Consider the following 26,320-nt stretch of genomic DNA (forward strand, 5'->3'; position numbering starts at 1 on the left):
GGCATGGCATTACCCGAGGTTCTCGTTCACGATCTGCAGTCGGCCGGTTACTATCCCCAGCTCACTCAAGGCATACTCGCCGACTCACTCTACGACGAACCCGTATTGGCCCACTTCGTCCACATCGACACTCATGTCGACATCGAATCCATCCACCGGCACGTCACTGCCTTCGTCCTCACCGAGACTCGGCTGCTGCTGGCCCACGTCGACGACGACCCGAATGCGGAGCCGGGCTCCAAGCCCCGCGCGGTCACGAGCAGCGAGGACATCGAACTCGACCGTCTGGGCACTGTGATGGTCGGTCGCACCTTCGCCGATCCCGCCGCCTTCAAGCCCGGTGACAAGCCGGTCGAGGTCTCGCTGACGATGTCCTGGGGCGCGTCGAAGCGCATCGAGGCCTTCCCCGAGACCTGCGGAGATCCCAACTGCATGGGCGATCACGGCTACGGCGGATCGATCTTCGCCGAGGATGTCATGCTCCGGGTCTCGGCCGAAGCCGAAGGGCAGGCCGCCGTCGACCGGATGGCCGACTTCGCCGGGAAGCTGCGTGCCGCGGTCTTCCATGCCCGGCTGCGGTCGCGTCGCTGATGAGCGAGGACTCGATACAGCGTGGACGCCAGTCCCATTCCGACGCTGAGCTCTTGGGACCCCCTGACTATGCGGGTTCCATGCTCTCGGACGTCGTCCCCGCCGCGGCGCTGGGCCTCGGTGCCGCCGACGCTCTTGATGCGCCGATGTCCGATCGCGCCCGAGCGCTCGGTCTCGACCGGGAAGCACGGGCGACGATCGTCGTACTCATCGACGGTCTCGGAGAACAGCAGCTGCGCCGCTACAGCGGATACACTCCCTTCTTCCGGTCACAGGCCCAGACGCGCCGAACACTGTCCGCCGGGTTCCCGTCGACAACGGCGAACTCTCTGTCCTCTCTGGCCACGGGACGCCTGCCCGGTGCGCACGGAGTGGTCGGCTACCGCGTCCTGGACCCGGAGAAGGATGCGGTGTTCAATCAGCTGACGTGGAACCTCGATGTCGACCCCGTCGCCTGGGTGCCCGATGCGACGCTCTTCGAGCGCCTCACGGATGCCGGCATCGATGTGGTCAGCCTCGGCGAGAAGAAGTTCGCCGGACGCGGGCTCAACCGGGCATCGCTGCGCGGCGGCAGATTCCGGGACTCGAAGACTCTTGAGGAACGCTGCGCCCAGGCCCTCGCCGAGGCGAAGGCTCCCGGTCGCAGGCTCGTCTACCTCTACTGGGGCAACCTCGATAAGACCGGGCATGTGCACGGTGCGGACTCCGCGGCCTGGACCGAAGAACTCGAACGCGTCGACCTCGCCTTGTCCCGGCTCGCCTCCGACCTGCCGCATGACGCGACGATGCTCATCACCGCCGACCACGGAATGGTCGACGTCGACCACGAACGCCGTCTCGATCTTGCTGACCACCCCGAGCTCAAGGCCGGTCTGCGCCACGTCGGCGGAGAGCCGCGCGCACTGCATCTCTACGCCGCTGACGGCGCCGAGGCGGATGTGCTCTCGGCATGGCAGGAGACGCTCGGCGACCGCGGGCTCATCCTGCCGAAATCCGAGGCGATCGCCCGCGGCTATTTCGGCCCCGTCGCCCCGCACGTCTATCCGCGGATCGGGGATTTCCTCGTCATCTGCACCGATGGCTTCGCCGTGGTCGATTCGGATGTGGAATCCGCCTCGGCGTTGGCGCTCATCGGCCACCACGGTTCCACCACGGAGCAGGAACTGCAGATCCCGCTCCTTCTCGTCTGACTGCCCGCGTTAGGATGGCACACGTGACTTTTCCTCGAATCGGTGTCATTGGCGGCGGTCAACTGGCACGCATGATGGCCCCCGCCGCAGAAGCCCTCGGCGTCCGCTTCTCCGTTCTCGCGGAGACCGCTGACGCCCCCGCCACACAGGTCATCAATGAGGTGACGGTCGGCGACTATACGGACTATCCGACGCTGAAGGCCTTCGCCGAGACCGTCGATGTCATCACCTTCGACCACGAACACGTCCCGCCGGAGCATCTGCAGGCCCTCGTTGAAGCCGGACACGCTGTGCGCCCCGGCCCTGACGCCCTCATCTTCGCCCAGGACAAGATCCGGATGCGCGCGCGGATGGACGAACTCGGTCTGCCCAACCCCGCGTGGGCCGAGATCACCTCGGCCGCCGATGTCGAGGCCTTCGCCGCTCGCGTCGGATACCCCTTCATCCTCAAGACTCCTCGCGGAGGCTACGACGGCAAGGGCGTGGGCGTCATCGACAGCCTCGATCAAGCCGTCGAGTGGCTGGACGAGGTGCCCCAGCTGCTTGCCGAGGAGAAGGTCGACTTCACTCGGGAACTCGCCGTCATGGTCGGCCGCTCTCGGATGGGACAGACCGCGGTGTGGCCGGTCGTCGAGACCTGGCAGCAGAACGGCGTGTGCAAGGAGGCGATCGCCCCGGCCCCCGACCTGTCGTCGGAGAAGGCGCGGGCCATCACCGAGGCGATCCTCACGGTCGCCGGCACCCTCGAGGTCACCGGCGTGATGGCGATGGAGATGTTCGAGACTCCCGAGGGCTTCCTCATCAACGAATTCGCGATGAGACCGCACAATACGGGGCACTGGACGCAGGACGGAGCGGTGACGAGCCAGTTCGAACAGCACCTCCGCGCGGTCCTCGACCTGCCCCTCGGCAGCCCCGCGGCCCGCGAGGACGTGTCCGTGATGGTGAACATCCTCGGCGCCGATCATGACGACCTCTATCAGCCGTACCTGCACGTCATGGCTCACGACCCGGCAGTGAAGGTCCACCTCTACGGCAAAGGCGTGCGCCCGGGCCGGAAGGTCGGCCACGTCAATGCCTACGGCGAGGACCGGCAGCTCGTGCTCGCCCGTGCACGGCATGCCGCGGACTTCATCGCCGGTGTCGATGTCGATCCGCATCCGCAGATGCCCACTCCCGAGGATCTCCGGGCCGAGGGCGAGCCCGGCACACGCTGAGACCCAGCGCGTGCTGCACTCAGTCACCGCCCGCAACTCGTCCGCACGGACGGGACAGAACCGCCTGCAGCGAAGGAAGCACAGATGACCACAGCGAATGAAGGCTCCACTCCGACGGCGGCTCCGGTCGGCATCGTCATGGGCTCGGACTCGGACTGGCCGACGATGAAGGCCGCGGCCGAAGCGCTCGACGAGCTCGGCATCGAATCAAGCGCCGAGGTGGTCTCCGCCCACCGTATGCCCGAGGACATGATCGACTGGGCGAAGTCCGCGGCCGATCGCGGCGTCCGCGTCATCATCGCCGGAGCCGGGGGAGCGGCCCACCTACCCGGAATGATCGCCTCGATGACCTCTCTTCCGGTCATCGGCGTCCCCGTGCCCCTGAAGTACCTCGACGGAATGGACTCGCTGCTGTCCATCGTGCAGATGCCCGGCGGAGTTCCCGTGGCCACCGTCTCGATCGGCGGCTCCAAGAACGCGGGCCTGTTGGCCGCGCGCATCCTCGGGGCCGGTCAGGGGACCGAAGCCGAGGCTCTGCGGTCCCGTCTCGACGATTATCGGGGGCAGCTGCGGCAGGTCGCTCTCGACAAAGGTCGGGCACTGCAGGAATAATAGCTCTTGCTGAACGTTTGATAAGTCTTAGGAGAATGATGTTCGACCTCTACCAGCCCAGCGAAGAGCACGAAGAGATCCGCGCCGCAGTTCGCAACGTCGTCGAGAAGAAGATCGCGCCGTTCGCAGCCGAGGTCGACGCGGACTCCCGTTACCCGCAGGAAGCGCATGACGCCCTCGTCGAGACGGACTTCTTCGCCGCGCACATCCCCGAAGAGTACGGGGGTATGGGCGCCGATGCGCTGGCCGTGGCGATCATCATCGAGGAAGTCGCCCGCGGCTGCGTCTCGTCTTCGCTCATTCCGGCCGTGAACAAGCTCGGCAGCATGCCGGTCCAGCTCGGCGGCAGCGAAGAGATCAAGAAGAAGTACTTCCCGTCCGTGGCCGCCGGTGAAGCAGGCTTCTCCTACGGTCTGTCCGAGCGCGAAGCCGGATCCGACACCGCATCGATGAAGACCCGCGCCGAACGCGACGGCGACGACTGGATCCTCAACGGGGTCAAGACCTGGATCACGAACGCCGGACAGTCCGAGTACTACACGGTGATGGCCGTGACCGATCCCGACGGAGCACGCGGACGCAACATCTCCGCCTTCGTCGTCGAGAAGTCCGATGAGGGCTTCACCTTCGGTGAGAAGGAGCGCAAGCTCGGCATCAAGGGTTCGCCCACCCGAGAGCTCCTCTTCGACAATGTGCGCCTGCCCGGTGATCGCATCGTCGGCGAGCCCGGGGAAGGGCTGAAGATCGCCCTGCGCACCCTCGACCACACCCGAGTCACGATCGCCGCTCAGGCCGTCGGCGTCGCCCAGGGCGCGCTCGACTACGCCCTGGCATACGTCAAGGATCGTCAGCAGTTCGGCAAGTCGATCGCCGACAACCAGGCGATCCAGTTCATGCTCGCCGACATGGGCATGAAGCTCGAGGCCGCACGTCAGCTCACCTACACCGCCGCCGCCAAGAGCGAACGCGGCGACGAGGATCTCACCTACTTCGGTGCCGCCGCGAAGGCCTTCGCTTCCGACGCCGCAATGGAGATCACCACGGACGCCGTGCAGCTGCTCGGCGGAGCCGGCTACGTCGTCGACCACCCGGTCGAGCGGATGATGCGCGATGCGAAGATCACGCAGATCTACGAAGGCACCAACCAGATCCAGCGCATGGTGATGGGGCGTAAGCTCCTCGCCTGAGCCGAGTTCGGAGCAGTAGCCTCAGCGACCGCGCACGGCGGTCATCCGGGCGATGTCGAACGGGCGCTGCAGACTTCCCAGCCGGGGTCTGCGGCGCCCGTTCTGCTGCCTGTGAAGAATCGCACACGCGACGAATGCGACATGCGCGGCGCGGATGTGCCGGAATCGACGGTTCTCACGCGACACAATAGGTGAACACAGTGGACTCTGAAGTGTCTTTGGCACAGTGGTCTGCTGTGGGCACCCGATGGGGAGAAGCGACCAGTGCGTGGCCACCCGCGGATGTCGATGTCGGAATCAGTTCGTGAGCAGAGCCCGGAGCGAAGGGAAGTCAGTGGCCGAGACGAGATATGTGGACCCGATCCGCCACCCGTCGTATGCTTCGCAGCCGACGCGTGATGTGCGGGCGTGGCTTCTGCTGCTCGTCACGGCCATCGTGCCCGGGGGAGTGCAGCTCCTCTTCGGCCATCGCCGCTGGGCGAAGATCTCACTGTCGATCACCGCCATCAGCTGGATCCTGGCCATCATCGCCGGTGTGATCGTCCTCATCAGCAGGACCTTCCTCTTCACCATCGGCACGAACCCCTTCATCCTCACCTTCCTGACCATCTGGGTGCCCGTCATCGCCGTCAACTGGGCGGTGTGCCTGTTCGACACCCTTCGGCGCATCCGGATCGTCACGATCTCACGGAAGGCCCGCAAACGCTTCGTGGCGGCCTTCTGCGCCCTCTTGCTCATCGTCGTGGGACCTCTGGCATGGGGGACGACGATCCTCAACTCCCAGCGAGGACTGATGAGTGACCTGTTCGCCTCGGGCAAGGCACTCAAACCCGTCGACGGCCGATACAACATCCTGCTGCTGGGTTCGGACGCCGGAAAGGGCAGGACGGGAATCCGCCCGGACTCGCTGTCGCTGGTCTCGATCGATGCGAAGACCGGCAAGTCGGTCATCATCGGTCTGCCCCGCAATATGGAGAACGTGCCGTTCCCCGACGACTCTCCGCTGCACAAGCACTACCCACAGGGCTACAACTGCGGAGACGAATGCCTGCTCAATGCGGTCTTCCAGCAGGGCGAGCAGCACAAGGACGAATTCGAGGACCCGAAGACAGCCGGAGAGCAGGCGACGATGGACGCCGTCTCGGGCGTCACCGGCCTCGAGGTCCAGTACTACGCGATGATCAACCTCAAAGGGTTCGAGAACCTCATCGACTCCCTCGGCGGGATCACTTTGGTCTCCGGCAAGCGGGTGCCGATCTCGTCGAAGGTCGACCCGACCACGGGCCAGCACGGGCCGGTCAAGGGGTGGATCGAACCGGGCAAGCAGAAGCTCGACGGCTTCCACGCGCTGTGGTTCGCGCGGTCCCGAGAGTTCTCCAGCGACTACGAGCGGATGATCCGCCAGCGCTGCGTGCAGACCGCAATGGTCAAACAGCTCGACCCGGCCACCGTGCTCACCCGCTACCAGTCGATCGCGAAGGCCACTCCCGGCGCCGTATCGACGGACATCCCGCAGTCTCAGGTGGACTCGTTCGTCGACCTCGCGCTCAAGGTGAAGTCACAGAAGATCGAATCCGTCGACCTCACCCCACCGCGCATCACTCCCTCGCAGCCGGACTTCGATGTGGCACATCAGCTGGTAGCCGATAAGATCGAGGAGTCGTCGAAATCCTCGGAAGAGGACAAAGACGCGTTCTCGGTTCCCGGAAGCGACCTGTCAGCCGCTGCCGGAGTCGATGCGGGACTCGATCCGAACCCCGGTTCAGGGCCGCAGCTGCTGGCACAGGGTGCCGGCGACTCCTCGGCTGACACCGGTGATGAAGCCGACGCAAAGGCGATCTGCTACGTGCCCTGAGGTACCGCTGTGGGACCGGTCGTGATCAGATCAATGACTGAATCGGCCGATCTCATGACGATTCCGGGAAATTCTTTTGCTCGGTGTGTCCCTTGCCAATACTGGGAACCACACTCGTGTAATTAGAATATTCTGCTCTGTGGCTAGTCTGACACGCCGAAAATGTGTAACAATTTTGAGATGTTGGGGTTGCCCACCGTTCTGCCAACGGTGCGAGACCTCGAGGCCTGAACTTCCCTGTCTTCCTCGAAAAGGCTGTAACGATGAAATATCTATTGCCCACTGTTGCGGGCTGCGCTTCTGTTGCGCTGGTCGGCACCTTATTGGTCTCGGCACCGACGGCTTCTGCAGCCGCGACGTCGCCGGAAGTGTCCAAAGAGGCGCTGAACGTCAGCAAAGAGGGACTCAACGTCCCCGGTGCCCGCGATTCCAGTGATTCCACCGCCACTGCCGCCAACCAGAGCGCCACGAGCAATCTGCCGAATATCTTCAAGTCGCAGACGGCACTGGCCTCGGCCAAGGTGCCCGATATCGTCAACGCCTCGGCGTCGGCGGCAACGGGTTCAGTCAACAACGTCTCCGCCGGACTGACTTCCGGTGCTGACGAGGCCGCACCGTCCGAGACCGAGCAGGCTCCCGCCGAAGGCGCAGAGAACGAGGACCCGAAGTCGGACGACGAGAAGTCCGACGACGAGGGTGCGAAGGATTCGTCCGACGAGTCGAAGACTCAGGGCGAAGACGACATCTCCGGTTCGGTCCGTCAGAAGACCGAAGACGGTGTGAACATCGCGCTCATCTCCGATGTCCTCGACGTTCCCCAGAACAACCCGAGCCTCGTCGGCTTCACGTTCTCCGAGGCGAAGTCCAATATCCGCATCCAGGTCCGCGTCAAGCACGGATCCGAATGGGGCAATTGGGACTCCCTGGACGAAGAACAGCAGGAGGAGGCCCAGAACAAGGGTTCGGAGCCGATGACGGTCTCGAACGCCTCTGCCGTCCAGATGCGCATCCTCGGTGATTCTGCGCCGAGCGAGGCCGAACTCGTGCTCGTCGATCCGAAGCGGGCCGCCGGTGACGCTCAGGCCGTCGCCGAGAACGATCCCATCGAGCTCGACGACCAGGTCAGCGGTGACTCCGCCGGTGCTGAATCCGCGCCGGAGCAGTCGACCGAGGATTCGGCCGACGCCGAGGCGGCAACTGCTGAGAACGTTGATTCGGCCGACGCCGAGGCGGCAACTGCTGAGAACGTTGATGCGGCCGCCGGTGCGACGGTGACCAATCAGAACTACGTGCCCGGATCGTCGACAGTGGACACCGTGGCGAAGAAGGTGTCGAAGCCGAAGATCGGTTCGCGCAGCTCCTGGGGTGCCAAGGCCTACCGCGGCAGCCCCGACTACGCCAGCGGCATCAAGCAGGCCGTCGTCCACCACACCTCCGGCTCGAACAGCTACTCGGCCGGCGACGTTCCCGGAATCATCCGCGGTATCCAGGCCTACCACCAGCAGGGGCGCGGCTGGAACGACATCGGATACAACGTCGTCGCAGACAAGTATGGTCGCCTCTGGCACGCCCGCGGCGGTGACGTCGAGAAGGCAGTCATCGGCGCTCACGTCGCCGGACACAACACCGGAACCTTCGGTATCTCCGTGCTGGGTACCTACAACAGTGCGGCCCCGCCGAAGAAGACCCGTGATGCCGTCGCCTCGGCGATCGCCTGGAAATTCTCGATCAACGGAATCTCCAAGGCCACCTCGTCGAACATGGTCGGACACCGCGACCTGGGACAGACCGACTGCCCGGGTGACGCCTTCTACGCCAAGATGGGCGAGATGCGCTCGACGGTCAACTCGATCCTGAAGACCGGCGAACAGCCCGGCGACAGCAAGGACGACTCTAAGAAGGACGACAAGTCCAAGGACGACTCCAAGAAGGACGACGACAAGAAGGACGACGACAAGAAGACCGAGAAGCCGAAGGCGAAGACCACGATCGAGAAGTATGCCGAGAAGAACAAGCTCGGCAAGGCTCTCGGCAAGGAATACGCAGTCAAGGGCATCAAGGGCGCCAAGGCACAGAAGTTCGAGAAGGGCACCGTCTACTGGTCCAAGAAGACCGGCGCCTACCACCTGTCCGGAGCGATCGCTTCGGCGTACAAGGGCAATGCAGTCACCGACTTGGGGCTGCCCACCTCTTCGGAGAAGGGCGGCCTCGAGGACGGGGGCGCCGCACAGCGCTTCGAAAAGGGCTCGTTCTACTGGTCGAAGGACACCGGCGCTCACTACACCTCCGGCACGATCATGAAGTACTGGGGTGACAAGGGGACCGTCAAGGGTCACCTCGGTTACCCCAAGTCGGACGTGGTCTACAAGAAGGGCCGCGGTGAGCAGCTCTTCGAGGGAGCACGTCTGGTCTGGGCCGAAGGCTACGGAACCACAGAGTTCTCGCCCAAGGGTACGATCGCCGGCGGAGTCAGCGACGACAATGCTCCGGGCGGCACGACCCCGCCTGGAGACGATTCCACCGATGACAAGTCGCCTGCAGACTCCGGGGAAGGTTCTGCAGACGACAAGGACTCGAAAGACGACAAGTCCAAGGACGATTCGGACGATAAGTCCAAGGATGACAAGTCCAAGGATGATTCCAAGAAGGATGACTCGGACGACAAGAAGAAGGACGACTCCAAAAAGGACGACAAGTCCAAGGACGACAAGTCCAAGGACGACAAGAAGAAGGACAAGCCGAGCAAGGCCGAGAAGATCGCGGCCCAGCGTGCGTCCATCATCAAGGACGCGAAGGCCAACCTCGGCGTCAAGTACGTCTGGGGCGGCACCTCGCCGAAGTCCGGCTGGGACTGCTCGGGCTACACCCAGTACGTCTACGGCAAGAACGGAATCAAACTGCCGCGCACAACCAGTCAGCAGCGTTACGCCGGCAAGGAGGTCTCCATCAAGGACGCCAAGCCCGGTGACCTGATCTGGATCCCCGGACACATCGGAATCATCTCCGAGACCAAGGGTCAGATGTACGATGCAGGCTCGACACGGACGAACACCACGAAGCGCAGCTACAGCTGGATGCTCAACCGTGGAGCCAAGGTCATCCGCGTAGTCGGCTGATCCCCGGCATCGAGGACAGGGCGTTCAGCGTCTGCAGGACAGTGCCCCGAGGACGATCCCACTGCGGATCTCCCTCGGGGCACTTTCTGGTTGTCCCCACGATTGTGGGGGCACCGCCGCGGTGGGCGAAACCATCAGCCCAGGTGACAAGCGGTGAATAGATGATGACTTCGACTGAACAGTCAGTGAAGTGCCCACTTCGCGCGCAATGGTGGGATTAGGCTGGACGGAGCACACCCGGTACCACCGGATGTGAAACCGACTCGATCCTGTCAAAAGGGGGCCCACAGTGCATCGTCTGCACAACACGGTCAAGAACTTCGAATGGGGCAGCACGGACGCGATTCCCGCGATCCTCGGGACTGTTCCGGACGGCACCCCCTGCGCGGAACTCTGGCTCGGAGCTCATCCGGTCAGCCCCTCTCGACTCGAAGTCGGCCACCCGCACACCCAGGCCCCGCTGGAACGGCAGAACCGCCTCGGCGGGCAGGGGACGACGGGCAACGTAGCGACCGAAGCCGGACCCCGGCTCGGACCCAACCTCATCGAATACCTGGCGGGGGACCCGGAGGGTCTGCTCGGACACGACTCGCTCGACTCCTTCGGCGCGCGACTGCCGTTCCTGCTCAAGGTGCTCTCGGCCAGCAAGGCCCTGTCTATCCAGGTGCACCCGAATCGCGAACAGGCCCGGGCAGGATTCGCCGCCGAAGAAGCCGCTGGGCCGGCTCTGGACGCTCCCGACCGGAACTTCAAGGACGCCTCGGCGAAACCGGAACTCATCTACGCGCTCACAGACTTCCACGCGCTCACGGGATTCCGCCCGCGCAAGGCCGTGCGAGCGACGTTCGAACGGATGCTCTCCCAGCCGTTGACTCCGGCGTCCCTGGACGTCCTCGGAGCGATCATCGGCGCGCTGAAGTCCTTCAGCGAGTCCAAGGCGCTGTCTCGAGCCGTTGAGATCATCCTCAGCGACCCGCGGACCCCCGGACTCGTCGACGAGGTGGCCGTCCACGGACTCGACGAACTGCCGGCCGGGCACATCAGCCGCTCCGGCAGCGCGGTCGACCCGGCACAGACATTCTGTGAACTCGTCACCGACTACCCCCACGATCCGGGCGCACTGGTCGGACTCATGCTCAACCGCGTCCACTTGCAGCCGGGTGAGGCACTGACCATGGACGCCGGGGTGCTCCATGCCTACCTCTTCGGCACCGGCATCGAGATCATGGCTTCGAGCGATAACGTCGTGCGCGGCGGACTGACCTCGAAGCACGTCGACATCGAACAGCTGTCGGCGATCACGGACTTCCATTCCGGCGCGCCGCGGATGGTCGAACCCGACCGGACCGGAATGCTGCTCGGGCCCACCGACGATTTCGCTCTGCAGGCTCTGCGGTGCCCACGGATGACGACGGTGGAGCGGCGCGGTGCGGCGATCGCACTGTGCACCGCGGGAACCGTCACCCTCAGCTCGCTCGGTTCGACGCTTACCCTTGAACGTGGGCAGAGCGCGTTCATCGCAGCTAACGAACCGACTGTCACGGCCGACGGCCACGGTGACCTGTTCGTGGGCACCACCGGCCTGAACTCCGGAGCAGCCGGCCGCTGAACCTCCGGCGAGCAGGACTGCTCAGCCTGTCAGCTGGCGATATTCGTCTGCGCCCGTGAATGCCGATTGTCTGGTCGTTCCCCGGCGATCTCCACGCAGAGATCGCCGCGGAACGACCAGACTTTTCTGTTTCCGGCCGTGACCGGAGCAGCCTGTCAGCTGGCACCGTGTGACGGCCGGAGCTGATTGAAGCACCCTGGGGGAGAGCCAAGAGAACCGCAGACAAAAAGAGTGGCCACGTTCGGACACCGGAATCGAAATTCCGTGTCCGAACGTGACCACAACTCATGCGAGACTGCGGTCGGTCACCTCTGAACCAGGCGGCGACCCTACCGGCGAATCAGGCTGCGACCTCGATGGTGGGGACGTTCTCGGGGACGATCACCTCGGCGCCGGTCTTCTCCTTGACCTCGTCGACTGTCACGCCGGGAGCGAGCTCGACGAGGGTGAAGGAGTCACCGCTGACGTCGAGAACGGCGATATCGGTGATGATGCGCTCGACGACGCCCTTGCCCGTCAGCGGCAGCTCGCAGGACTTCAGCAGCTTGTGCGAACCGTCCTTGGCGACGTGGTCCATGATGACGATGACGCGCTGGGCGCCGTGGACGAGGTCCATCGCACCGCCCATGCCCTTGACCATCTTGCCCGGAATCATCCAGTTCGCGATGTCGCCGTTCGTGGCCACCTGCATGGCACCGAGGATCGCAGCGTTGATCTTGCCGCCGCGGATCATGCCGAAGCTCTGCGCCGAATCGAAGTAGGCGGCGCCCGGGTTCATCGTGACGATCTCCTTGCCCGCGTTGATGAGGTCGGGATCGATCTCATCCTCGGTCGGGTAGGGGCCGACGCCCAGCAGGCCGTTCTCCGACTGGAGCACGAGGTGGACGCCCTCGGGCAGGAAGTTCGGAACCAGTGTCGGCATGCCGATGCCGAGGTTGACGTAGCTGCCGTCTTCGAGTTCCTGGGCGGCACGGGCCGCCATCTGATTGCGTGTCAATGACATTTCTGTGTCTCCTCAGGCTTCTCGTACGGTGCGCTTCTCGATGGGCTTGTCCGCCACCTGCTCGGGTGTCAGCGGCACCACGCGGTGGACGAAGACGCCTGGCACGTGGACCATATCCGGATCGATCTCGCCGGGTTCGACGAGCTTTTCGACCTCGGCGATGGTGATGCGAGCCGACTGTGCGGCCGGGGGATTGAAGTTCCGCGCCGAGGAGTGGAACACGAGGTTGCCGTGCCGGTCGCCGATTGCCGCGCGCACAAGTGCGTAGTCGGGAGCCAGCGACTTCTCGAGGACGTATTCCTTCTCTTCGCCGAAGGTGTCGAAGACCTTCGTCTCTTTGGCCGGAGACTCCTTGACGACGTTGCCGTCCGAGTCGTACTTCCAGGGCATGCCGCCCTCGGCGACCTGCGTGCCTGCGCCTGTGATGGTATAGAAGCCCGGGATTCCGGCGCCTCCTGCGCGCAGCTTCTCCGCCAGGGTGCCCTGCGGGGTGAGTTCGACCTCGAGTTCTCCGGAGAGGTACTGACGGGCGAATTCCTTGTTCTCGCCGACATAGGAGGCGATGATGCGGCGGAGTCGTCCGTCGGCGAGCAGGATGCCCAGTCCGCGGCCGTCGACGCCGGCGTTGTTCGAGATCACTTCGAGGTCTTTGGCTCCCTGGTCCTGGAGCGCCCGAATGAGGAATTCGGGTACGCCAACGACACCGAAGCCGCCCACGGCGATCGATGATCCATCTGCAATGTCGGCCACCGCTGCTGCGGGGGTATCAACTACTTTGTCCATGTGCCCAGTGTGCCATGGACCACGCCCAGTCCGTCGGCCAGGTCCGTGATGCGAGCATCGTCCACCTGGGTGGTGAGCAGGACCTCACCGCCGCCGAGGAGGTGCTGGAGGAAACGCGGCCATTCCCCTGGCAGCGGGGTCGAGTTCGCGACGAGCAGTCCCTGCGGTCGGGTGCGGGTGCCGGCGGTCGCCCCGGAGTTCGTCCAGTCGATGACCTGCCCGTCGATCTCGAGGACCCCCGAACCGTCGAGGCGACGCGAAGTGACATCGGGATAGGCGCGGATAGCGGAGTTCACGTCGATGAAGTCGGAGTCGACCGGGGTGCTCAGCGCCAGGGCCGGGGGATTGAAGACGAAGACCTCCTCAGCATCGGCCACCGACTCATCATCCTCGTGGCCGAAGGGAACGAGGGCCATGAAGTCCTCCTGAGGCGGTTCGGCTGCGATGACGACGCGGCCGCCGGCCAGCAGAACACTGAGGATCGCGACGAGTTCGCGCCAGTGCAGGCCCTCCGGCAGAGGAACGAAGAGAGTGAAGTCCGGTCCGAGATCATAATCGCCGAAGAGACCGACTCCCTTATTCACCCAGTTCGAGACGACTGGACCGGTGAGGTCGAGGCGATCGAAATCCGGCCCGCGCCAGATCAGGACGGGTCCGCCGGTGTGCGCAATGACTGAGAGATCCATATCCTCTTCCATGGTTGTGTGAGCCGGTGAGGTGGGTCAGGGAACGATGAGTCCGATGTCGATCGTCACCCCGCGGGGGAAGGCCCCGAGCTCGCCGTCGACCCAGTGATAGCGCGTAGAGGCGCTGAGATCCTCGGCGAAGAGGGCCGTATGGAGGCGTTCGACGAGAGATCCGAGTCCGACCATTGCTTCGAGCAGGGGAGGGCCGCCGGACTGAGCAGTGGCCGGTGAGTCGGAGGGGCTCAGCGTGATCCGCGAACCGGACCCTTCGATGCGCATCCGCCATGCCGCATGTCCGGGAGTCCGGGACTGTCCGGCGCGGACGACGCGGATCGCTCGAGACACCCGTTCGAGGATGTCGTCGCTGTTGTCGCCGGCCGGGGCGCTGCCGGGTAGGTCGGTGACTCCCAGTCCGCGCTGAATGGCTTCGACGTGGCCGTGGCGGAACCAGTCCTCGCCGAGGTCGCGGGAGAGTGCTCGGGCACCTTCTTGGCCGTTGTCAAGGTATCCGCCGGCCCCGCGGACCAACGCCATGGGCAGTCCGCGCGAGGAGCCTTTGACCAGGTCGGCGGCCGCAGCGATCTCATCGGCGATCGCGCGTACGGTCACGGTCTGGACGCGTCCGTCGTCGTCGGGACGACCGCGTTGGTCATCGAGGCCGGAGAAACCGGACAAGCCGATGGCGATATCGCCGACCCCGACCCGCCACGGTCGTGAACTCGTATCCGAGATGACCAGACCGATGCGCACCTCGAAGGCCTGCTCGACCCGTCGACGCAGGCCATCGGCGGACCGGTCGCTGTCGAGGGGATGGAGGATGACGGCCCCGCCGGAGTTCGATTGGTCGAGACCCGCTGCAGCCTGAACGGTTCCCGCCGGGGTGCGCACGACCTGGACGGTCGTGCCGGAGCGATACGAGCGTTCGGCGACCAAGTGGGTGCCGGTCTGCTCGACGAGTTCCTCGAACTCGGCACGGTCGGCAACGGTGCGCAGACGACCCTCGGCTTTGGAGACGACCTTCGAAGCGACGACGAGGATATCGCCGTCCTTGAGGTCGATGCGGTTGCGCCGCAGAGCGTTGATGAGGACCGCGGAGAGGTCGGAACCCGGCGTGATCTCTTCCTCGACGGGAGGCGCGTAGACGGTGAGCAGACGATCATTCATGCCAGGCCACCGGTGATTCCACTCTCATTCCTCCATAATCCCATTGTGGGCGTCCACTTTCTAAATTCTTCGGGTTTGCTCAGGCGAATCCCACAGGTTGTGCTCCATGACTGGGCCGTGACCTATATGTAGGGTTCTGGGCGCGTGTGCATGTGAACGCATGTTCGAATAGCATCTCAAGGGGTGTCTCATTACTCCATAAGGGCTTGACGGGGCGGTAATGACACGCGTGTAATTTATACCTAAGGGGAACGCGCCGAGCATGGATCCAGTGGATTCGACCGTACATCGGACTGATCGGCTCAGTCACGGCAACGGACCTGCTCGAGCGTGAGAAAGGGGAAAACCGTGCAAAGTGCACAGAGAGAATGGCGGGAGAGAGAAGACTTCACCGCCGCACCGGGAGTCACCTCCCGTCGTGCCGAAGACTGGTTCATCGAACCGGGAGCACGTACACCCGAGACGCTGCCTGATCCGCTGGCTGTCGATCCGAGTGATCTGACACCGCTGCAGCCGGACAACTCCGCCGTCTCACCGCTGTCGCTGCTCCTGGGCGCCGCAGACGACGGCGAGCTGTCCTGGCAGGACCAGGCCCTCTGCGCTCAGACCGACCCCGAGGCGTTCTTCCCTGAAAAGGGCGGATCGACTCGTGAAGCCAAGCGGGTCTGCGCCTCCTGCGACGTCCGCTCCGAATGCCTTGAATACGCTCTCGCCAACGATGAGCGCTTCGGCATCTGGGGCGGAATGTCCGAGCGCGAACGCCGCCGGCTCAAGAAAAAGGTCGTGTGAGTCAAGCCGTCACCATCGTCGTCGTCTCCGGCGACGATGCCAGCAAAGTCGAGCTCGAAACAGCTCTGCGTCCGCACTTCCCCGAGATCCCCGTCGTGGATCTCGGGGGACGGACGGTCCGCGAAGCCGGCGAGATGCCGGAGATCGCGGAATCGGATTTCCTGTGGTTCCTCACCCCTGACTCCCGTCCCGAACCCGACTGCCTCGATGAGCTGCTCGATGCCATCGGGGAGACGGAATCCATCGCAGCAGTCGGACCGAAGCTCATGTGCTCCGGCCGCATCGTCTCCGCGGGAGTGAGCACCACCTCGGCGGGGGAGCGCTTCAACCCCGTGGGCTCGGGGGAGATCGACCAGGGCCAGCGCGACAGCCAGATCGAAACTCTGGGTCTCGACCTGCCGGGCCTGCTCATGGCCACCACCGAACTCGAGCGCATCGGCGCACCGTCCCGAGTGCTCGGCCCCGCCTATTCCGGCCTCGAATACTCACGTCGCCTGCGCGACCTCGGCGCCCGAGTGCTGCTGGCGCCTCGTGCGCGGATGGAGATCTCCTCGACCTCCGCCGCCCGACTCGGCTCCTCACCCCATCCGCCGACGTCGAAGGCCCAGATCCGGACCGAACAGCGGTACCGTCTCAGCCTCGCCGGACAGGGACTGTTCTCACTTTTCTGCCTCCTCGCGCTCGGCCACCTCGGCCGCATCATCGGCGGGCTGCTCTCGAACAACTTCCGGCCCGCCGGGTGGCATTTCTCCGCTCTCTTCGGCCTGCCCGCAGACGTCACGACCACCGCCCCGCTGCGGCGCGCCAACGCCCGCCGCAACAGAGTGGCCAAACGATCGAGCACCGCCCACGTCGCCGCACTGTTCGCCGATGACGAAGAACTCGCCGTTCAACGCCGGACGATGACCGGTGAGAGCGACGATGCGCGCCCGGCAGAGGTTCCCACCGGAGGCCCCGACGCCGACGCCGAACTCAACCCGGTCGGCGACACCGAGGAAGCCATCGACTCCTTCTCACGCCTGGAGATCTCCGGCGGTTCGAGCCTGCTGCGCGCACCACTGACCTATGTGATCCTCGCCGCCGTGGTGATGAGCGGTGTCATCGGCTATCGGCTCTTCGGCCCCGGCAACCTCGACGGTGGAGCCCTGGGTTCGACGGACATCGGACTCGGTGAGATCTTCGACCGGCTGCTCGGCCGCCACCTCGATGTCTCGACCGGAGCGGCAGTCCCGGCCGACCCCTATCACCTCGTCATCGGCGTCCTCTCCCTCCTCTTCTTCGGCCATGTCGACGTCATGGTCCGCTCCCTGCTGCTGGCCGCACCGATCCTCGCCGCCATCACTGCCTACGTGGGTGCAGGCAGCGTGCTGACCCGACGCTGGGTGCGCGGCTTCGCCGCTCTGCTGTGGATCGCGTCTCCGCTGTTCACGACCGCCCTGTCGGACGGCCGCCTCGGTGTCATCCTCGTCTGGATCTGCGCACCGCTGGTGGCGCTCACTCTGCGCCGCAGCCTGACCACCGGATCGATCGCCGCAGCAGCCGGCACCGGCCTGCTGCTGTTCGTCATCACCGCAGGCGTTCCGCTCCTGCTGCTCGTCACGGTCCTCGGCACGGCGGTGCTGCTGGTGGCCGGTCGCGGCCTGCGCCATCTGTGGCTGCTCGCCCCGACCGTGTTCCTGGGCTGGCCGTGGCTGTGGGCCGTGGTCCGCGAGCCTGGAGCCCTGCTGACGATGCCCGGACAGACCATCGCCACGGACTCCGCTCCGACGTATCTTCTGGCCGTCGGCTTCCCCGCTCCGATCGACATGTCCTGGCTGTCCGGCCTGATCTCCGACCTCGGACTCGGCGAGGTCTCTGCCGGCATCCTGCAGCTCTGGGCGCCGGTGCTGATGCTGCCGATGCTCATCCTGGCCTTCTTCACCCTCATCGAAGCCCGACTCGAACTCTCCCGCCTGACCTGGGCTGTCGGCCTCTACCTCGGCGGTCTCATCCTCGCCGCGATCCAAGTGCACCTGCCTGCGCAGACCGGACCCTTCCACCTCATCGGCTCCTACCCTGCAGCGGGACTGACCCTGGTCAGCCTCGGCTCGATCCTGCTGCTGTCCCTCGGAGCCGACCGCACAGCCGGACGCCGTCCCCGGGTCAGGCGGACCGCTGGCTCGACGACCGCGAAGAACGGCGCCAAGGGAACGTCCGCGGCGTCCGGACGGTTGCCCATGCGCGGCCTCGTCGGACTCGTGACCGTGGCAGCATTCGGACTCATCGCCCTCGGCGCCGGACGGGCCACGACCACGGCCGAGGCGGTCACCGCGACCTCCGAGAGCAACATCCCCGCACTGGCCGCCGACCGCGCAGAAGGTGCGACGCAGGCACGCACCCTACGTCTGGACAATGTCGACGGAGAGGTCCTGGCCACCCTCGTCTCCTCCGCAGACGGCACAGTGCTGGGAACCTCGACCGTGACCTCGGCCGAAACCGTCGGTGGATGGCCGTGGCAGCGTCGCCCTCTGCCGATCACCTCCGATCAGGTGCTCGTGGCTCAGGCGGCGTCCGCGCTCTCGGCCGATGATGCCGGTGACATCAGCAGCATCCTCGGCGAGCTCGGAGTCGATTTCGTCCTCGTCGGACCGGATGCCGGCAGCCTGACGAACTCGGTGTCCGTCTCGGAGGGTCTGCTTCCGGTCGGTCCCACCTCATCGGGACAGCTGTGGCGCGTCGACAAGCCCTACAGCGGCCGGTTCCTCATCCGCGAAGCCGAAGGACAGGTCTCCACGGCGGCGATGCACGGCACCACTGCGAAAGTGCCGGCCGGTCAGGAGGGGCGCGTCCTGACCATCGCCGATGCGACGGACGGAATCACCGCGAGCATCGACGGTGAACCCCTGCCGCAGCCGAAACCCGGCGAAGAGGCATGGGCGAGCGAATTCGACCTCCCTGCCGCAGGAGGAGAGGTCGAGATCTCACTGAACTCACCGCTCTACCCGGTCGGCGTCATCGCCGGATGGGTGCTCGGACTGCTCAGCCTCATCGTGGCCATTCCCTTCGGCCGGGCTGGGAACACGGCGAAGACCGGCCGCCGGGAGGAGAAAGCATGAAGCACCAGCGCAGCATCGTCACCTTCGCAGCCATCGCCGTGCCCGGAGTGCTAGTCGCTATGACGTCGTTCCTCACCCCGCTGACCCCCGGCACATTGGATCGCAGCCCCGAACAGGTGCGCATGCCCACCGCGGACACCCGCGTCGTCTGCCCCGGACCGCTGCTCACTGCGAGCGAGGCCGAAGGCACCGATGCCGAGTTCGTCGACGATTCGAAGGTCTCAACCCGCGTCGTCTCCGCCTCCGCGCCGATCGGTGCCGCAGACGGATCGACCTCCTCGGCGCGCCTGCAGGTCGCCGACCTCGGCGGTTCGATCGACTTCGACAATCCCTCTGGTCAGGGCTTCGTCTCCGGAGACGACAGCATCGACTCGACGAAGCTCGTCACCGGTTTCGCCCGCCCCGGCGCACCCGCCCTGACAACCGGCCTCGAAACCGTCGAAGGCAGCTCCGGTGACCTCACGGGGCTCGCCACACTCACCTGCGCCGAGGCGGCAAGCAGCTTCCGGATCGTCGCCGGATCCGGTGCCACCGGCTCGAACTCGCAGCTGCTGCTGAGCAACCCCGGCGATGTTCCCGTCCAGGCGAAGGTCGCGCTCATGACCCCCGGCGGTGAATCCGCCGAACCGACCGAACTGAGCATCAAGGCCGGCAAACAGCGTGCCGTCCCGCTGGGCGGTCTGGCAGGAGGAGCCGAAGCCCTCGCAGTCGACGTTACCGTCGACGGGGGAGTCCTGGCCGGCTCCATCCAGGAGACCGTCCTCGACGGACTCAAACCGCAGGGCATCGACCTCGCCGCCGGCGGCGCCGGAGCCGATCGCCAGCAGGTGCTCACCGGACTCAGCGGCAAGGATGTGCGAGTGCGGGTCGCGAACCCGGGCGGCGACCTCGCCGAGGTGTCGCTGAAGGCCTATGGGCCCGACGGTGAGATCGACATTCCCCGTTCCTCGATGACCGTGGTCGGCCGCGGTGTCGCTGAAGCCGACCTCGGTGACCTCGACGCCACGAGTCTCGTCCTCGACTCGTCGCAGCGCATTCAAGCGGGTGCCTTCATCGGCAAGGACGGTGAGAAGGGAGCGGCCGACTTCGGCAGCATCCCATCCACCGACTCCCTCGCCGAGACGCAGATCCTGGCGCTTCCCCGCACCGGTGAGTCCTCACTGCAGCTCTCGCCCGGTCAGGGACATGTGCAGGTGCAGGGAATGCTCGACGACGGTTGGCTGACCGATCCCCAGTCGATCGATCTCAATCCGACGGGCACGACCGTGTTCAACCCGAGCGATGTCTCAGACGACTCGGTGCGCGCGCTCGTCCTCAAGGGCTCTCAGGCCTCGGGTTCGCAGGCCGACGGAGTGCATGCGACTCTCGTCGTCACCACCGAGGACGGAATCTCCACTGTCGTCCCGGCGCCGGCCCCAGCCGGTGTCGCCTACCGGGATATCCGCCTCGGCTGAGTTTCTGTGAACCGAGCTCAGGTGCTACGGAGGATATCGACCTGGTCGGCCACCACCTCGGCGATGAGCGCATCGCGGGCCTCACTTCCGGCATGATCTTCGATCACCCGGCGATAGAGGACGATATGGGTGGGGCGGTCTCCGGCGGCCGGGAACACGCGGCCGAAGCTCGGTTCAGTCGAACTCGCCGGTGGGACGGAATCGACGGCCAGCACCACCTCGGCGAGGAGGTCGGGTTCGTGTCTGCGCATCTGGGCGAACTCCGCGGCTGCGACCTTCGCGAAACTCTCCGCCCGGCTCAGCCGCGCGGGCACCTCGGCACGGTACAGCGGAGACCGCAGACCCCGCCCATGTCGGTCGCGATGTCGCCTTGGTCTCATAGCACTTCATTCTACGTGCGGGGCCGCCGTGCCTGAGCGAATCGGCGGGTCGCGGCGTGTAGAGTGTGGGACTGTGTCAGCCGTGAGAATGTGTTCAAAAGTCAGCTGTTCGCGCCCCGCCGCCGCCACCATGACGTACGTGCACGCCGATGCGACCGTCGTCATCGGACCTCTGGGCAGGCGAGCCGAGCCGGGCGCTCATGACCTGTGCGTCGAACATGCGGCGAAGCTGACCCCACCCGTGGATTGGCAGCTCATCCGCATCGACTCCGGGCAGGCTCCACCGGAACGCAGCCACGATGATCTGTTGGCCATCGCCGACGCCGTCCGCGAAGCCGCCGACCGCGCCGATCAGACCCCGAGCCGGACCGCACCGGGACACGCAGACGATCCGGCGTCAACAGGACGCCGACACGGTCACCTGCGCATCATCGGCGACTCATGAGCCATTCCGGACCGGGATCGTCTGGAACCGATCCCGCACCGCAGATCCTCCCGGACTCCGAACTCGGGCGGGCCCGGACGGCCGCTCTCGATGCCGCCGTCGGTGCCTATGACATCCGCGGTCGCATTCCAGATCAGCTCGACGAGGACATCCTGTTCGCCCTCGGCTGGGCGACGGCACGAGCCATGGCGGAGATCCACTCCACCACCGAGGTGGTCATCGGCCACGATATGCGACCGAGCTCTCCCGGATTCGCCCACTCCTTCGCGGCCGGAGTCGACGCCGCCGGATCGAAGGCCGTCCTGCTGGGACTGTGCTCGACCGACCAGCTCTATTTCGCCTCAGGCATCTTCGACCTGCCCGGTGCCATGATCACTGCCAGCCACAATCCCGCCGACTACAACGGGATCAAGATCTGCGGACCCCGCGCCGCCGGTGTCAGCCTGGCGTCCGGTCTCTCGAGAGTCAGAGAACTCGCGGTCACCGCGCCACAGAGCGACGGGCGGAGCATCGACGAGGACGAGACTGCGGCATCCCGGATGCGGGAGCAGTACGCGGCACGGATCCGCGAACTCACCCACGTCGATCAGGTCGAGGGACTTACGATTGTGCTCGACGCCGGCAATGGAATGGCCGGGCGCCTCCTCGGGGAGGTCTTCGGCACGGACGCGGGAGCCGCCTCAGTGCCCTTCGACGTCATCGGCCTCTTCACCGAACTCGACGGCACCTTCCCCAACCACGAAGCGAACCCGCTCAAACCCGAGAACCTCGTCGACGCAGCACGCGCGGTCGTCGATCACGGAGCCGACTTGGGACTCGTCTTCGATGGGGACGCCGACCGGTGCTTCTTCATCGACGAGACCGGAGCGACGATGTCGGCCTCGGCCGTCGGCGCACTCGTCGCAGAACGGGAGATCGCACGGGCCCGGGCGCTCGGCAATGACCGACCCACCGTCATCCACAACCTCATCACCTCCCGCAGCGTGGCCGAGACGATCACCGCCGCGGGCGGACACGCACTGCGGTCGAAGGTCGGCCATTCGGGTATCAAGACGCTCATGCGCGAAACCGGGGCCGTCTTCGCCTGCGAACATTCCGCGCACTTCTACTTTGACGAGTTCTTCGGCGCGGACTCGGGCATGCTCGCGGCCTGTCACCTCATCGCCGCCCTCGCCGAATCACGGGCTCCCGCCTCTCGTCTGGTCGCGGACTATGACCGGTTCGTCCAGTCCGGGGAGATCAACTTCACCGTCTCCGACCCCGACGCAGTGCTCGCCGAATTCGTCGCACATGCCGGAGACTTCCCGGAGAGCACCATCGACGACCTCGACGGAATCGGTCTGCAGGGAGCCGACTGGTGGGTCAACTTGCGCAAATCCAATACCGAACCTCTCGTCCGACTCAACGTCGAAGCCGCCGATTCGGCGCAGGTGGGCGCACTCACTCGCCAGGTCACGGACTTCGTCACCGCTCGCGCCTGAAGGCGGTCCTCTGCGTCACTGAGCTGCCAGTCCGACGGGGCCTTCGCTGTCCGCAGATCGGGCGCGACGCGACAAGCCGCCTGCTCGGCAATAGACTCGAAGCCGATCAGACAGCCCGCCGTATGGAGGTACCGTGCTCGATTCCACTGACTTCAAGGTCGCCGATCTCAGCCTGGCCGAGGCCGGCCGACATCAGATCCGCCTCGCCGAAAGGGAGATGCCGGGCCTCATGGCGCTGCGCGAGGAATATGCCTCGACCGCACCGCTGGCCGGAGCTCGCATCGCCGGCAGCCTGCACATGACCGTGCAGACCGCAGTGCTCATCGAGACCCTCGTCGCGCTCGGCGCTGAAGTCAGGTGGGCCAGCTGCAATATCTTCTCCACGCAGGACGAAGCTGCAGCGGCCGTCGTCGTCGGCTCGGGCACGCCCGAGGCCCCGGCCGGCGTCCCGGTCTTCGCATGGAAGGGCGAAACCCTCGACGAATACTGGTGGGCCGCAGACAAGATCTTCGACTTCGCAGACGGACCGAACCTCATCCTCGACGACGGCGGCGACGCCACCATGTACGTGCTCAAGGGCACCGAATTCGAAGCCGCCGGGGGAGTGCCCACTGCCGGGGCCGAGGACTCGGAGGAGTTCAAGGTTCTGCTCAAGCAGATCGCCGCATCCATCGAGGCCGCTCCCGGCCGGTTCGCTCGCCTGGCCGCGGGAATCAAGGGTGTGAGCGAGGAGACGACGACAGGAGTCAACCGCCTCTACCGTCTCGCCGAACAGGGAGCACTGCCTTTCCCGGCCATCAACGTCAACGACTCGGTGACGAAGTCGAAGTTCGACAACCGCTACGGAATCCGCCACTCGCTGCCCGACGGACTCAACCGCGCCACCGACGTGCTCATCGGCGGAAAGATCGCTGTCGTCATCGGCTATGGCGACGTCGGAAAGGGTGCAGCTGAGGCCCTCCGCGGGCAAGGAGCGCGAGTCATCGTCACGGAGATCGACCCGATCTGTGCGCTGCAGGCGACGATGGACGGTTTCCAGGTCGAAATCCTCGCCGAGGTGGCTCCCCAGGCCGACATCATCATCACCACGACCGGCAACACCCGGGTCCTCGACGTCGACGTGCTGCAGACGCTCAAACCCGGCGCCATCGTCGGCAACGTCGGTCACTTCGACGAGGAGATCGATCTGGCAGGACTGTCCCGACTGCCCGGAGTCGAGAAGATCGAGATCAAACCGCAGGTCCACGAGTGGAGCGTGCCCGTACCCGCCGAGGCGGGACTCGGCCGCGACCGCACGGACTTCCTCGTCCTCTCAGAAGGACGCCTGCTCAACCTGGGCAACGCCACCGGACATCCGTCGTTCGTGATGAGTGCATCGTTCAGCAACCAGGTGCTCGCCCAGATCGAGCTGTGGCACGCCCACGACGACTACGGAAATTCGGTGCACCGACTGGCGAAGGAACTCGACGAGAAGGTGGCGCGCCTTCACCTGCCGGCGCTCGGGGCGAAGCTGTCGGAGCTGAGCAAGGAGCAGGCCGAGTACATCGGTGTCGATGTGGCCGGACCGTTCAAGCCCGAGCACTACCGGTACTGATCCCTCATCGGCGAGGAGCAGGTCGAGCCTCGGCACGCTTCTCGCCCGGGGACTGGGCCGCTAGTGGGCCGGATCGCCCGCTGTCGAGCCGGCTCGTCAGCGACGGGTGAGGCTGAGACCGAAGGGAAGCGTGTCGACTCCGGACCGGAAAGCGTTCGCACGGTCTGTGCGTCGGCGCTGCTTCTCGACCTCTGCGATGCGCTGCCGGTGGATGACGGCGGACAGGAACTGTTCGGGAAACGTTCCCTCCGGCGGGGCCGGTGCCACATACGGATTGAGTTCGGTGGCGAGTTCGATCGCTCGCTGCCACCGCGATTCCGCGCCGAGCTGCGGTGCCATGGCGAGGAACTGGACGATGCGCCGATGCAGACCGTCGGGGATCGATGTCACGTCGGTGCGGTTCAGCCAGTCCTGCAGGTGAGGAGCCACATGAGTCTGCATGGGCGGCAGAGGTCGACTGCGTTCGCTCACGGCGATGGTTCCGGCCAGATAGTCGCCGAGGCGTTTGGCCTGCGGTGAGAGGAGCCCGGACAGAGCCGCGATGCCGCCGCCGCTGGAGACGATCTCGAACGGCCACAGCAGGGCGCGGATGAAGGAGTGTCGCAGCCGCACGGCACCGCCGTCGTCACGGACCACACGCAGCCCGAGGATGAGCTTGCCCAGCGAGCGACCGTGGCTGAGCACTTCGACGAGCATCGGCAGCAGCACGAACACGAAGATCGTCATGACGGTCATGAGCGAGCCGAGGAGCAGTCCGTTGAGATCGAGCACCTTGAGCATCAGCCAGAACATGGCCACGAGCAGTCCGATATTCACCAGCGAATAGACGATGTAGTCGATCAGGCAGCTCAGTGCCCGAGCCGCCAGAGCGGCCGGTTGGACATTGAGTTCGACGGCTTCACCGGTGATCAGAGTACTCACCCGACCATCGTGTCATATCAGTGAGCACAGAGATGGTCGTTTCGCCGAGAGCATGCCGTGTGCCTCTCGCCGCGTCGGAGGTGCCCATGCGCAGTCTTCGATAGGGTGGAGGAATGGATCCGAACCTGCTGGCCCAGCTGCACGGCGATGCCTGGCTGGAGCTGTCGGCATTGGCGAAGAAGAACACGCTGACACCCAAGCAGACGACTCGTTTCCTCGAGCTCTACCGAGCCGCGTCGAAGGACCTCTCGCGGATCACGACCGTGGCCCCGGACTCTCTCGAAGCCGCCCGACTCTCGGCCATCGTCCACCGCTCCCGCAACCATCTCTCGTCCGTGCCTAGTGGGGGACTGTCGGGAATCGCACGGTTCTTCGTCATCAGCCTGCCGCTGTCGCTGTATCGGCTGCGCTGGGACTTCGTCATCGTGGCCGCCGGGTTCCTCGCCGTCGCCGTGCTGTCGGGCATCTGGGCGGGAACACATCCCGAAGTGCTCGAGACCTTCGGAGATCGTGAGTTCCGGAGACAGTTCGCCGAACACGATTTTGTCGACTACTACAAGGAGAACCCGAACGGCTTCTTCGCAGTCGGCGTGTGGACGAACAATGCGTGGATCGCCGTCCAGTTCGTCCTCCTCGGCATCACTGGCGCCTATGTCATCGTCGGACTGTTCTCGAACGCAGTCAACGTCGGCTTCTCCGGGGCGATGATGTTCGAGTTCGACCGGGCCTCCGACTTCTTCCTCTACATCCTGCCGCACGGGATCCCGGAGATCAGCTGCATCATCCTCGCCGCTGCCGCGGGTCTGCGTCTGTTCTTCGCCTGGGTGATTTCAGGACCGCGACTACGCCGCGACAAGCTCGCCAGCGAGGCTCGGTCGCTGCTCGTCGTCGCCGGCGGCCTCGTGCTTCTGCTGCTCGGTTCGGGACTCATCGAAGGCTTCGTTACCCCGAATCCGATTCCCCCGGCGCTCAAGATCGCCATCGGCGTGGCCTATACCGCCGCGGTCGTCGTCTACGCCTGGTACTTCGGCAGACGCGCTTCCGCTGCCGGCCTCAGCGCCGATCTGGACGAACACCAGGCCGGCTATGCGGTCATCTCCACCAACCGCTGACCATACGTGAGGTCATGGCCCGCCGGACAGTGGTCG

At 65.3% G+C, this 26,320-nt stretch carries 21 protein-coding genes; 15 read left to right on the forward strand and 6 right to left on the reverse strand.

Features of this window, described 5'->3' with window-relative positions:
* The first annotated feature begins 3 nt into the window (after positions 1–3).
* From BEP01S_RS07015 to manA, 8 genes are all read left to right on the forward strand, one after another.
* A complete protein-coding gene (locus BEP01S_RS07015; protein WP_039212707.1) occupies positions 4–591 on the forward strand; it encodes a DUF5998 family protein in 588 nt (195 codons plus the stop codon).
* A 53-nt stretch (positions 592–644) separates the two neighbouring features.
* Positions 645–1,781: an alkaline phosphatase family protein gene (locus BEP01S_RS07020; protein ID WP_244882140.1), complete on the forward strand. Its 1,137-nt coding sequence runs from the start codon at positions 645–647 to the stop codon at positions 1,779–1,781.
* 14 nt (positions 1,782–1,795) lie between these two features.
* Positions 1,796–2,998, forward strand: a complete 1,203-nt coding sequence (locus tag BEP01S_RS07025; RefSeq protein WP_083532608.1) for a 5-(carboxyamino)imidazole ribonucleotide synthase — start codon at positions 1,796–1,798, stop codon at positions 2,996–2,998.
* A gap of 84 nt (positions 2,999–3,082) precedes the next feature.
* On the forward strand, positions 3,083–3,610 hold the full coding sequence (purE, locus tag BEP01S_RS07030; RefSeq protein WP_062241783.1) for a 5-(carboxyamino)imidazole ribonucleotide mutase: 528 nt from the start codon (positions 3,083–3,085) through the stop codon (positions 3,608–3,610).
* Positions 3,611–3,648: 38 nt separating this feature from the next.
* Positions 3,649–4,797 (forward strand): acyl-CoA dehydrogenase family protein, encoded by a 1,149-nt coding sequence (locus BEP01S_RS07035; protein WP_062241786.1) that lies wholly within the window; start codon positions 3,649–3,651, stop codon positions 4,795–4,797.
* A gap of 334 nt (positions 4,798–5,131) precedes the next feature.
* Positions 5,132–6,652, forward strand: a complete 1,521-nt coding sequence (locus BEP01S_RS07040) for an LCP family protein (protein WP_062241788.1) — start codon at positions 5,132–5,134, stop codon at positions 6,650–6,652.
* Positions 6,653–6,915: 263 nt separating this feature from the next.
* On the forward strand, positions 6,916–9,768 hold the full coding sequence (locus BEP01S_RS07045; RefSeq protein WP_167348265.1) for an NlpC/P60 family protein: 2,853 nt from the start codon (positions 6,916–6,918) through the stop codon (positions 9,766–9,768).
* Positions 9,769–10,057: 289 nt separating this feature from the next.
* Positions 10,058–11,377, forward strand: coding sequence for a mannose-6-phosphate isomerase, class I (gene manA / locus BEP01S_RS07050; protein ID WP_062241792.1), 1,320 nt, complete (start codon positions 10,058–10,060; stop codon positions 11,375–11,377).
* A gap of 340 nt (positions 11,378–11,717) precedes the next feature.
* Here manA and BEP01S_RS07055 read toward each other — a convergent pair whose 3' ends face one another.
* Genes BEP01S_RS07055 through BEP01S_RS07070 form a run of 4 tightly spaced genes read right to left on the reverse strand, consistent with a single transcriptional unit; the run spans position 11,718 to position 15,013 of the window.
* Complete coding sequence (locus BEP01S_RS07055) at positions 11,718–12,380, reverse strand: CoA transferase subunit B (RefSeq protein ID WP_039212670.1); 663 nt, start codon at positions 12,378–12,380, stop codon at positions 11,718–11,720.
* 12 nt (positions 12,381–12,392) lie between these two features.
* Positions 12,393–13,163, reverse strand: a complete 771-nt coding sequence (locus BEP01S_RS07060) for a CoA transferase subunit A (protein WP_039212669.1) — start codon at positions 13,161–13,163, stop codon at positions 12,393–12,395.
* Positions 13,151–13,849, reverse strand: coding sequence for a hypothetical protein (locus BEP01S_RS07065; protein ID WP_062241794.1), 699 nt, complete (start codon positions 13,847–13,849; stop codon positions 13,151–13,153). The genes BEP01S_RS07060 and BEP01S_RS07065 overlap by 13 nt, the downstream gene beginning before the upstream one ends.
* Before the next feature lie 36 nt (positions 13,850–13,885).
* Positions 13,886–15,013, reverse strand: a complete 1,128-nt coding sequence (locus BEP01S_RS07070) for a coenzyme F420-0:L-glutamate ligase (protein ID WP_039212667.1) — start codon at positions 15,011–15,013, stop codon at positions 13,886–13,888.
* Between the two features lie 348 nt (positions 15,014–15,361).
* Between BEP01S_RS07070 and BEP01S_RS17330 the strand changes: the two genes are divergently transcribed.
* Genes BEP01S_RS17330 through BEP01S_RS07085 form a run of 3 tightly spaced genes read left to right on the forward strand, consistent with a single transcriptional unit; the run spans position 15,362 to position 20,351 of the window.
* On the forward strand, positions 15,362–15,802 hold the full coding sequence (locus tag BEP01S_RS17330) for a WhiB family transcriptional regulator (protein WP_369864242.1): 441 nt from the start codon (positions 15,362–15,364) through the stop codon (positions 15,800–15,802).
* A complete protein-coding gene (locus tag BEP01S_RS07080) occupies positions 15,799–18,897 on the forward strand; it encodes a glycosyltransferase family protein (protein ID WP_062241796.1) in 3,099 nt (1,032 codons plus the stop codon). Before BEP01S_RS17330 ends, BEP01S_RS07080 begins: the two co-directional genes overlap by 4 nt.
* Positions 18,894–20,351 carry a DUF5719 family protein gene (locus tag BEP01S_RS07085; protein WP_062241799.1) on the forward strand — a complete coding sequence of 486 codons (1,458 nt, stop codon included), beginning with the start codon at positions 18,894–18,896 and terminating at the stop codon, positions 20,349–20,351. Before BEP01S_RS07080 ends, BEP01S_RS07085 begins: the two co-directional genes overlap by 4 nt.
* Positions 20,352–20,368: 17 nt before the next feature.
* On the opposite strand, the gene BEP01S_RS07090 is transcribed toward BEP01S_RS07085, so the two are convergent.
* Positions 20,369–20,731 carry a metallopeptidase family protein gene (locus BEP01S_RS07090; RefSeq protein WP_062241801.1) on the reverse strand — a complete coding sequence of 121 codons (363 nt, stop codon included), beginning with the start codon at positions 20,729–20,731 and terminating at the stop codon, positions 20,369–20,371.
* 88 nt (positions 20,732–20,819) lie between these two features.
* On the opposite strand from BEP01S_RS07090, the gene BEP01S_RS07095 reads away from it, so the two are divergent.
* The 3 genes from BEP01S_RS07095 to ahcY all read left to right on the forward strand — a co-directional run bounded on the left by BEP01S_RS07095 (position 20,820) and on the right by ahcY (position 24,251).
* Positions 20,820–21,176 carry a DUF3499 domain-containing protein gene (locus BEP01S_RS07095; protein ID WP_083532609.1) on the forward strand — a complete coding sequence of 119 codons (357 nt, stop codon included), beginning with the start codon at positions 20,820–20,822 and terminating at the stop codon, positions 21,174–21,176.
* A complete protein-coding gene (locus BEP01S_RS07100) occupies positions 21,173–22,657 on the forward strand; it encodes a phosphohexomutase domain-containing protein (protein ID WP_083532610.1) in 1,485 nt (494 codons plus the stop codon). Before BEP01S_RS07095 ends, BEP01S_RS07100 begins: the two co-directional genes overlap by 4 nt.
* A gap of 133 nt (positions 22,658–22,790) precedes the next feature.
* Positions 22,791–24,251: an adenosylhomocysteinase gene (gene ahcY, locus BEP01S_RS07105; protein ID WP_062241805.1), complete on the forward strand. Its 1,461-nt coding sequence runs from the start codon at positions 22,791–22,793 to the stop codon at positions 24,249–24,251.
* Positions 24,252–24,347: 96 nt separating this feature from the next.
* Here ahcY and BEP01S_RS07110 read toward each other — a convergent pair whose 3' ends face one another.
* Positions 24,348–25,172: an RDD family protein gene (locus BEP01S_RS07110; protein WP_039212659.1), complete on the reverse strand. Its 825-nt coding sequence runs from the start codon at positions 25,170–25,172 to the stop codon at positions 24,348–24,350.
* A gap of 113 nt (positions 25,173–25,285) precedes the next feature.
* Between BEP01S_RS07110 and BEP01S_RS07115 the strand changes: the two genes are divergently transcribed.
* A complete protein-coding gene (locus tag BEP01S_RS07115; protein ID WP_062241807.1) occupies positions 25,286–26,284 on the forward strand; it encodes a stage II sporulation protein M in 999 nt (332 codons plus the stop codon).
* Positions 26,285–26,320 lie beyond the last annotated feature (36 nt).

Origin of the sequence: Brevibacterium epidermidis NBRC 14811 (assembly GCF_001570805.1) — a bacterium.
GTDB classification, from domain to species: domain Bacteria; phylum Actinomycetota; class Actinomycetes; order Actinomycetales; family Brevibacteriaceae; genus Brevibacterium; species Brevibacterium epidermidis.

Bases quoted from the DNA above. Each gene is read 5' to 3' on its own strand.
- BEP01S_RS07090 (WP_062241801.1), bottom strand. From the start codon at position 20,731: ATGAGACCAAGGCGACATCGCGACCGACATGGGCGGGGTCTGCGGTCT.
- BEP01S_RS07085 (WP_062241799.1), top strand. From the start codon at position 18,894: ATGAAGCACCAGCGCAGCATCGTCACCTTCGCAGCCATCGCCGTGCCC.
- BEP01S_RS07035 (WP_062241786.1), top strand. From the start codon at position 3,649: ATGTTCGACCTCTACCAGCCCAGCGAAGAGCACGAAGAGATCCGCGCC.
- BEP01S_RS07100 (WP_083532610.1), top strand. From the start codon at position 21,173: ATGAGCCATTCCGGACCGGGATCGTCTGGAACCGATCCCGCACCGCAG.
- BEP01S_RS07095 (WP_083532609.1), top strand. From the start codon at position 20,820: ATGTGTTCAAAAGTCAGCTGTTCGCGCCCCGCCGCCGCCACCATGACG.
- purE (WP_062241783.1), top strand. From the start codon at position 3,083: ATGACCACAGCGAATGAAGGCTCCACTCCGACGGCGGCTCCGGTCGGC.
- BEP01S_RS07025 (WP_083532608.1), top strand. From the start codon at position 1,796: ATGGCACACGTGACTTTTCCTCGAATCGGTGTCATTGGCGGCGGTCAA.
- BEP01S_RS07045 (WP_167348265.1), top strand. From the start codon at position 6,916: ATGAAATATCTATTGCCCACTGTTGCGGGCTGCGCTTCTGTTGCGCTG.
- BEP01S_RS07060 (WP_039212669.1), bottom strand. From the start codon at position 13,163: ATGGACAAAGTAGTTGATACCCCCGCAGCAGCGGTGGCCGACATTGCA.
- BEP01S_RS07065 (WP_062241794.1), bottom strand. From the start codon at position 13,849: ATGGATCTCTCAGTCATTGCGCACACCGGCGGACCCGTCCTGATCTGG.
- BEP01S_RS07055 (WP_039212670.1), bottom strand. From the start codon at position 12,380: ATGTCATTGACACGCAATCAGATGGCGGCCCGTGCCGCCCAGGAACTC.
- BEP01S_RS07115 (WP_062241807.1), top strand. From the start codon at position 25,286: ATGGATCCGAACCTGCTGGCCCAGCTGCACGGCGATGCCTGGCTGGAG.
- BEP01S_RS07015 (WP_039212707.1), top strand. From the start codon at position 4: ATGGCATTACCCGAGGTTCTCGTTCACGATCTGCAGTCGGCCGGTTAC.
- BEP01S_RS07070 (WP_039212667.1), bottom strand. From the start codon at position 15,013: ATGAATGATCGTCTGCTCACCGTCTACGCGCCTCCCGTCGAGGAAGAG.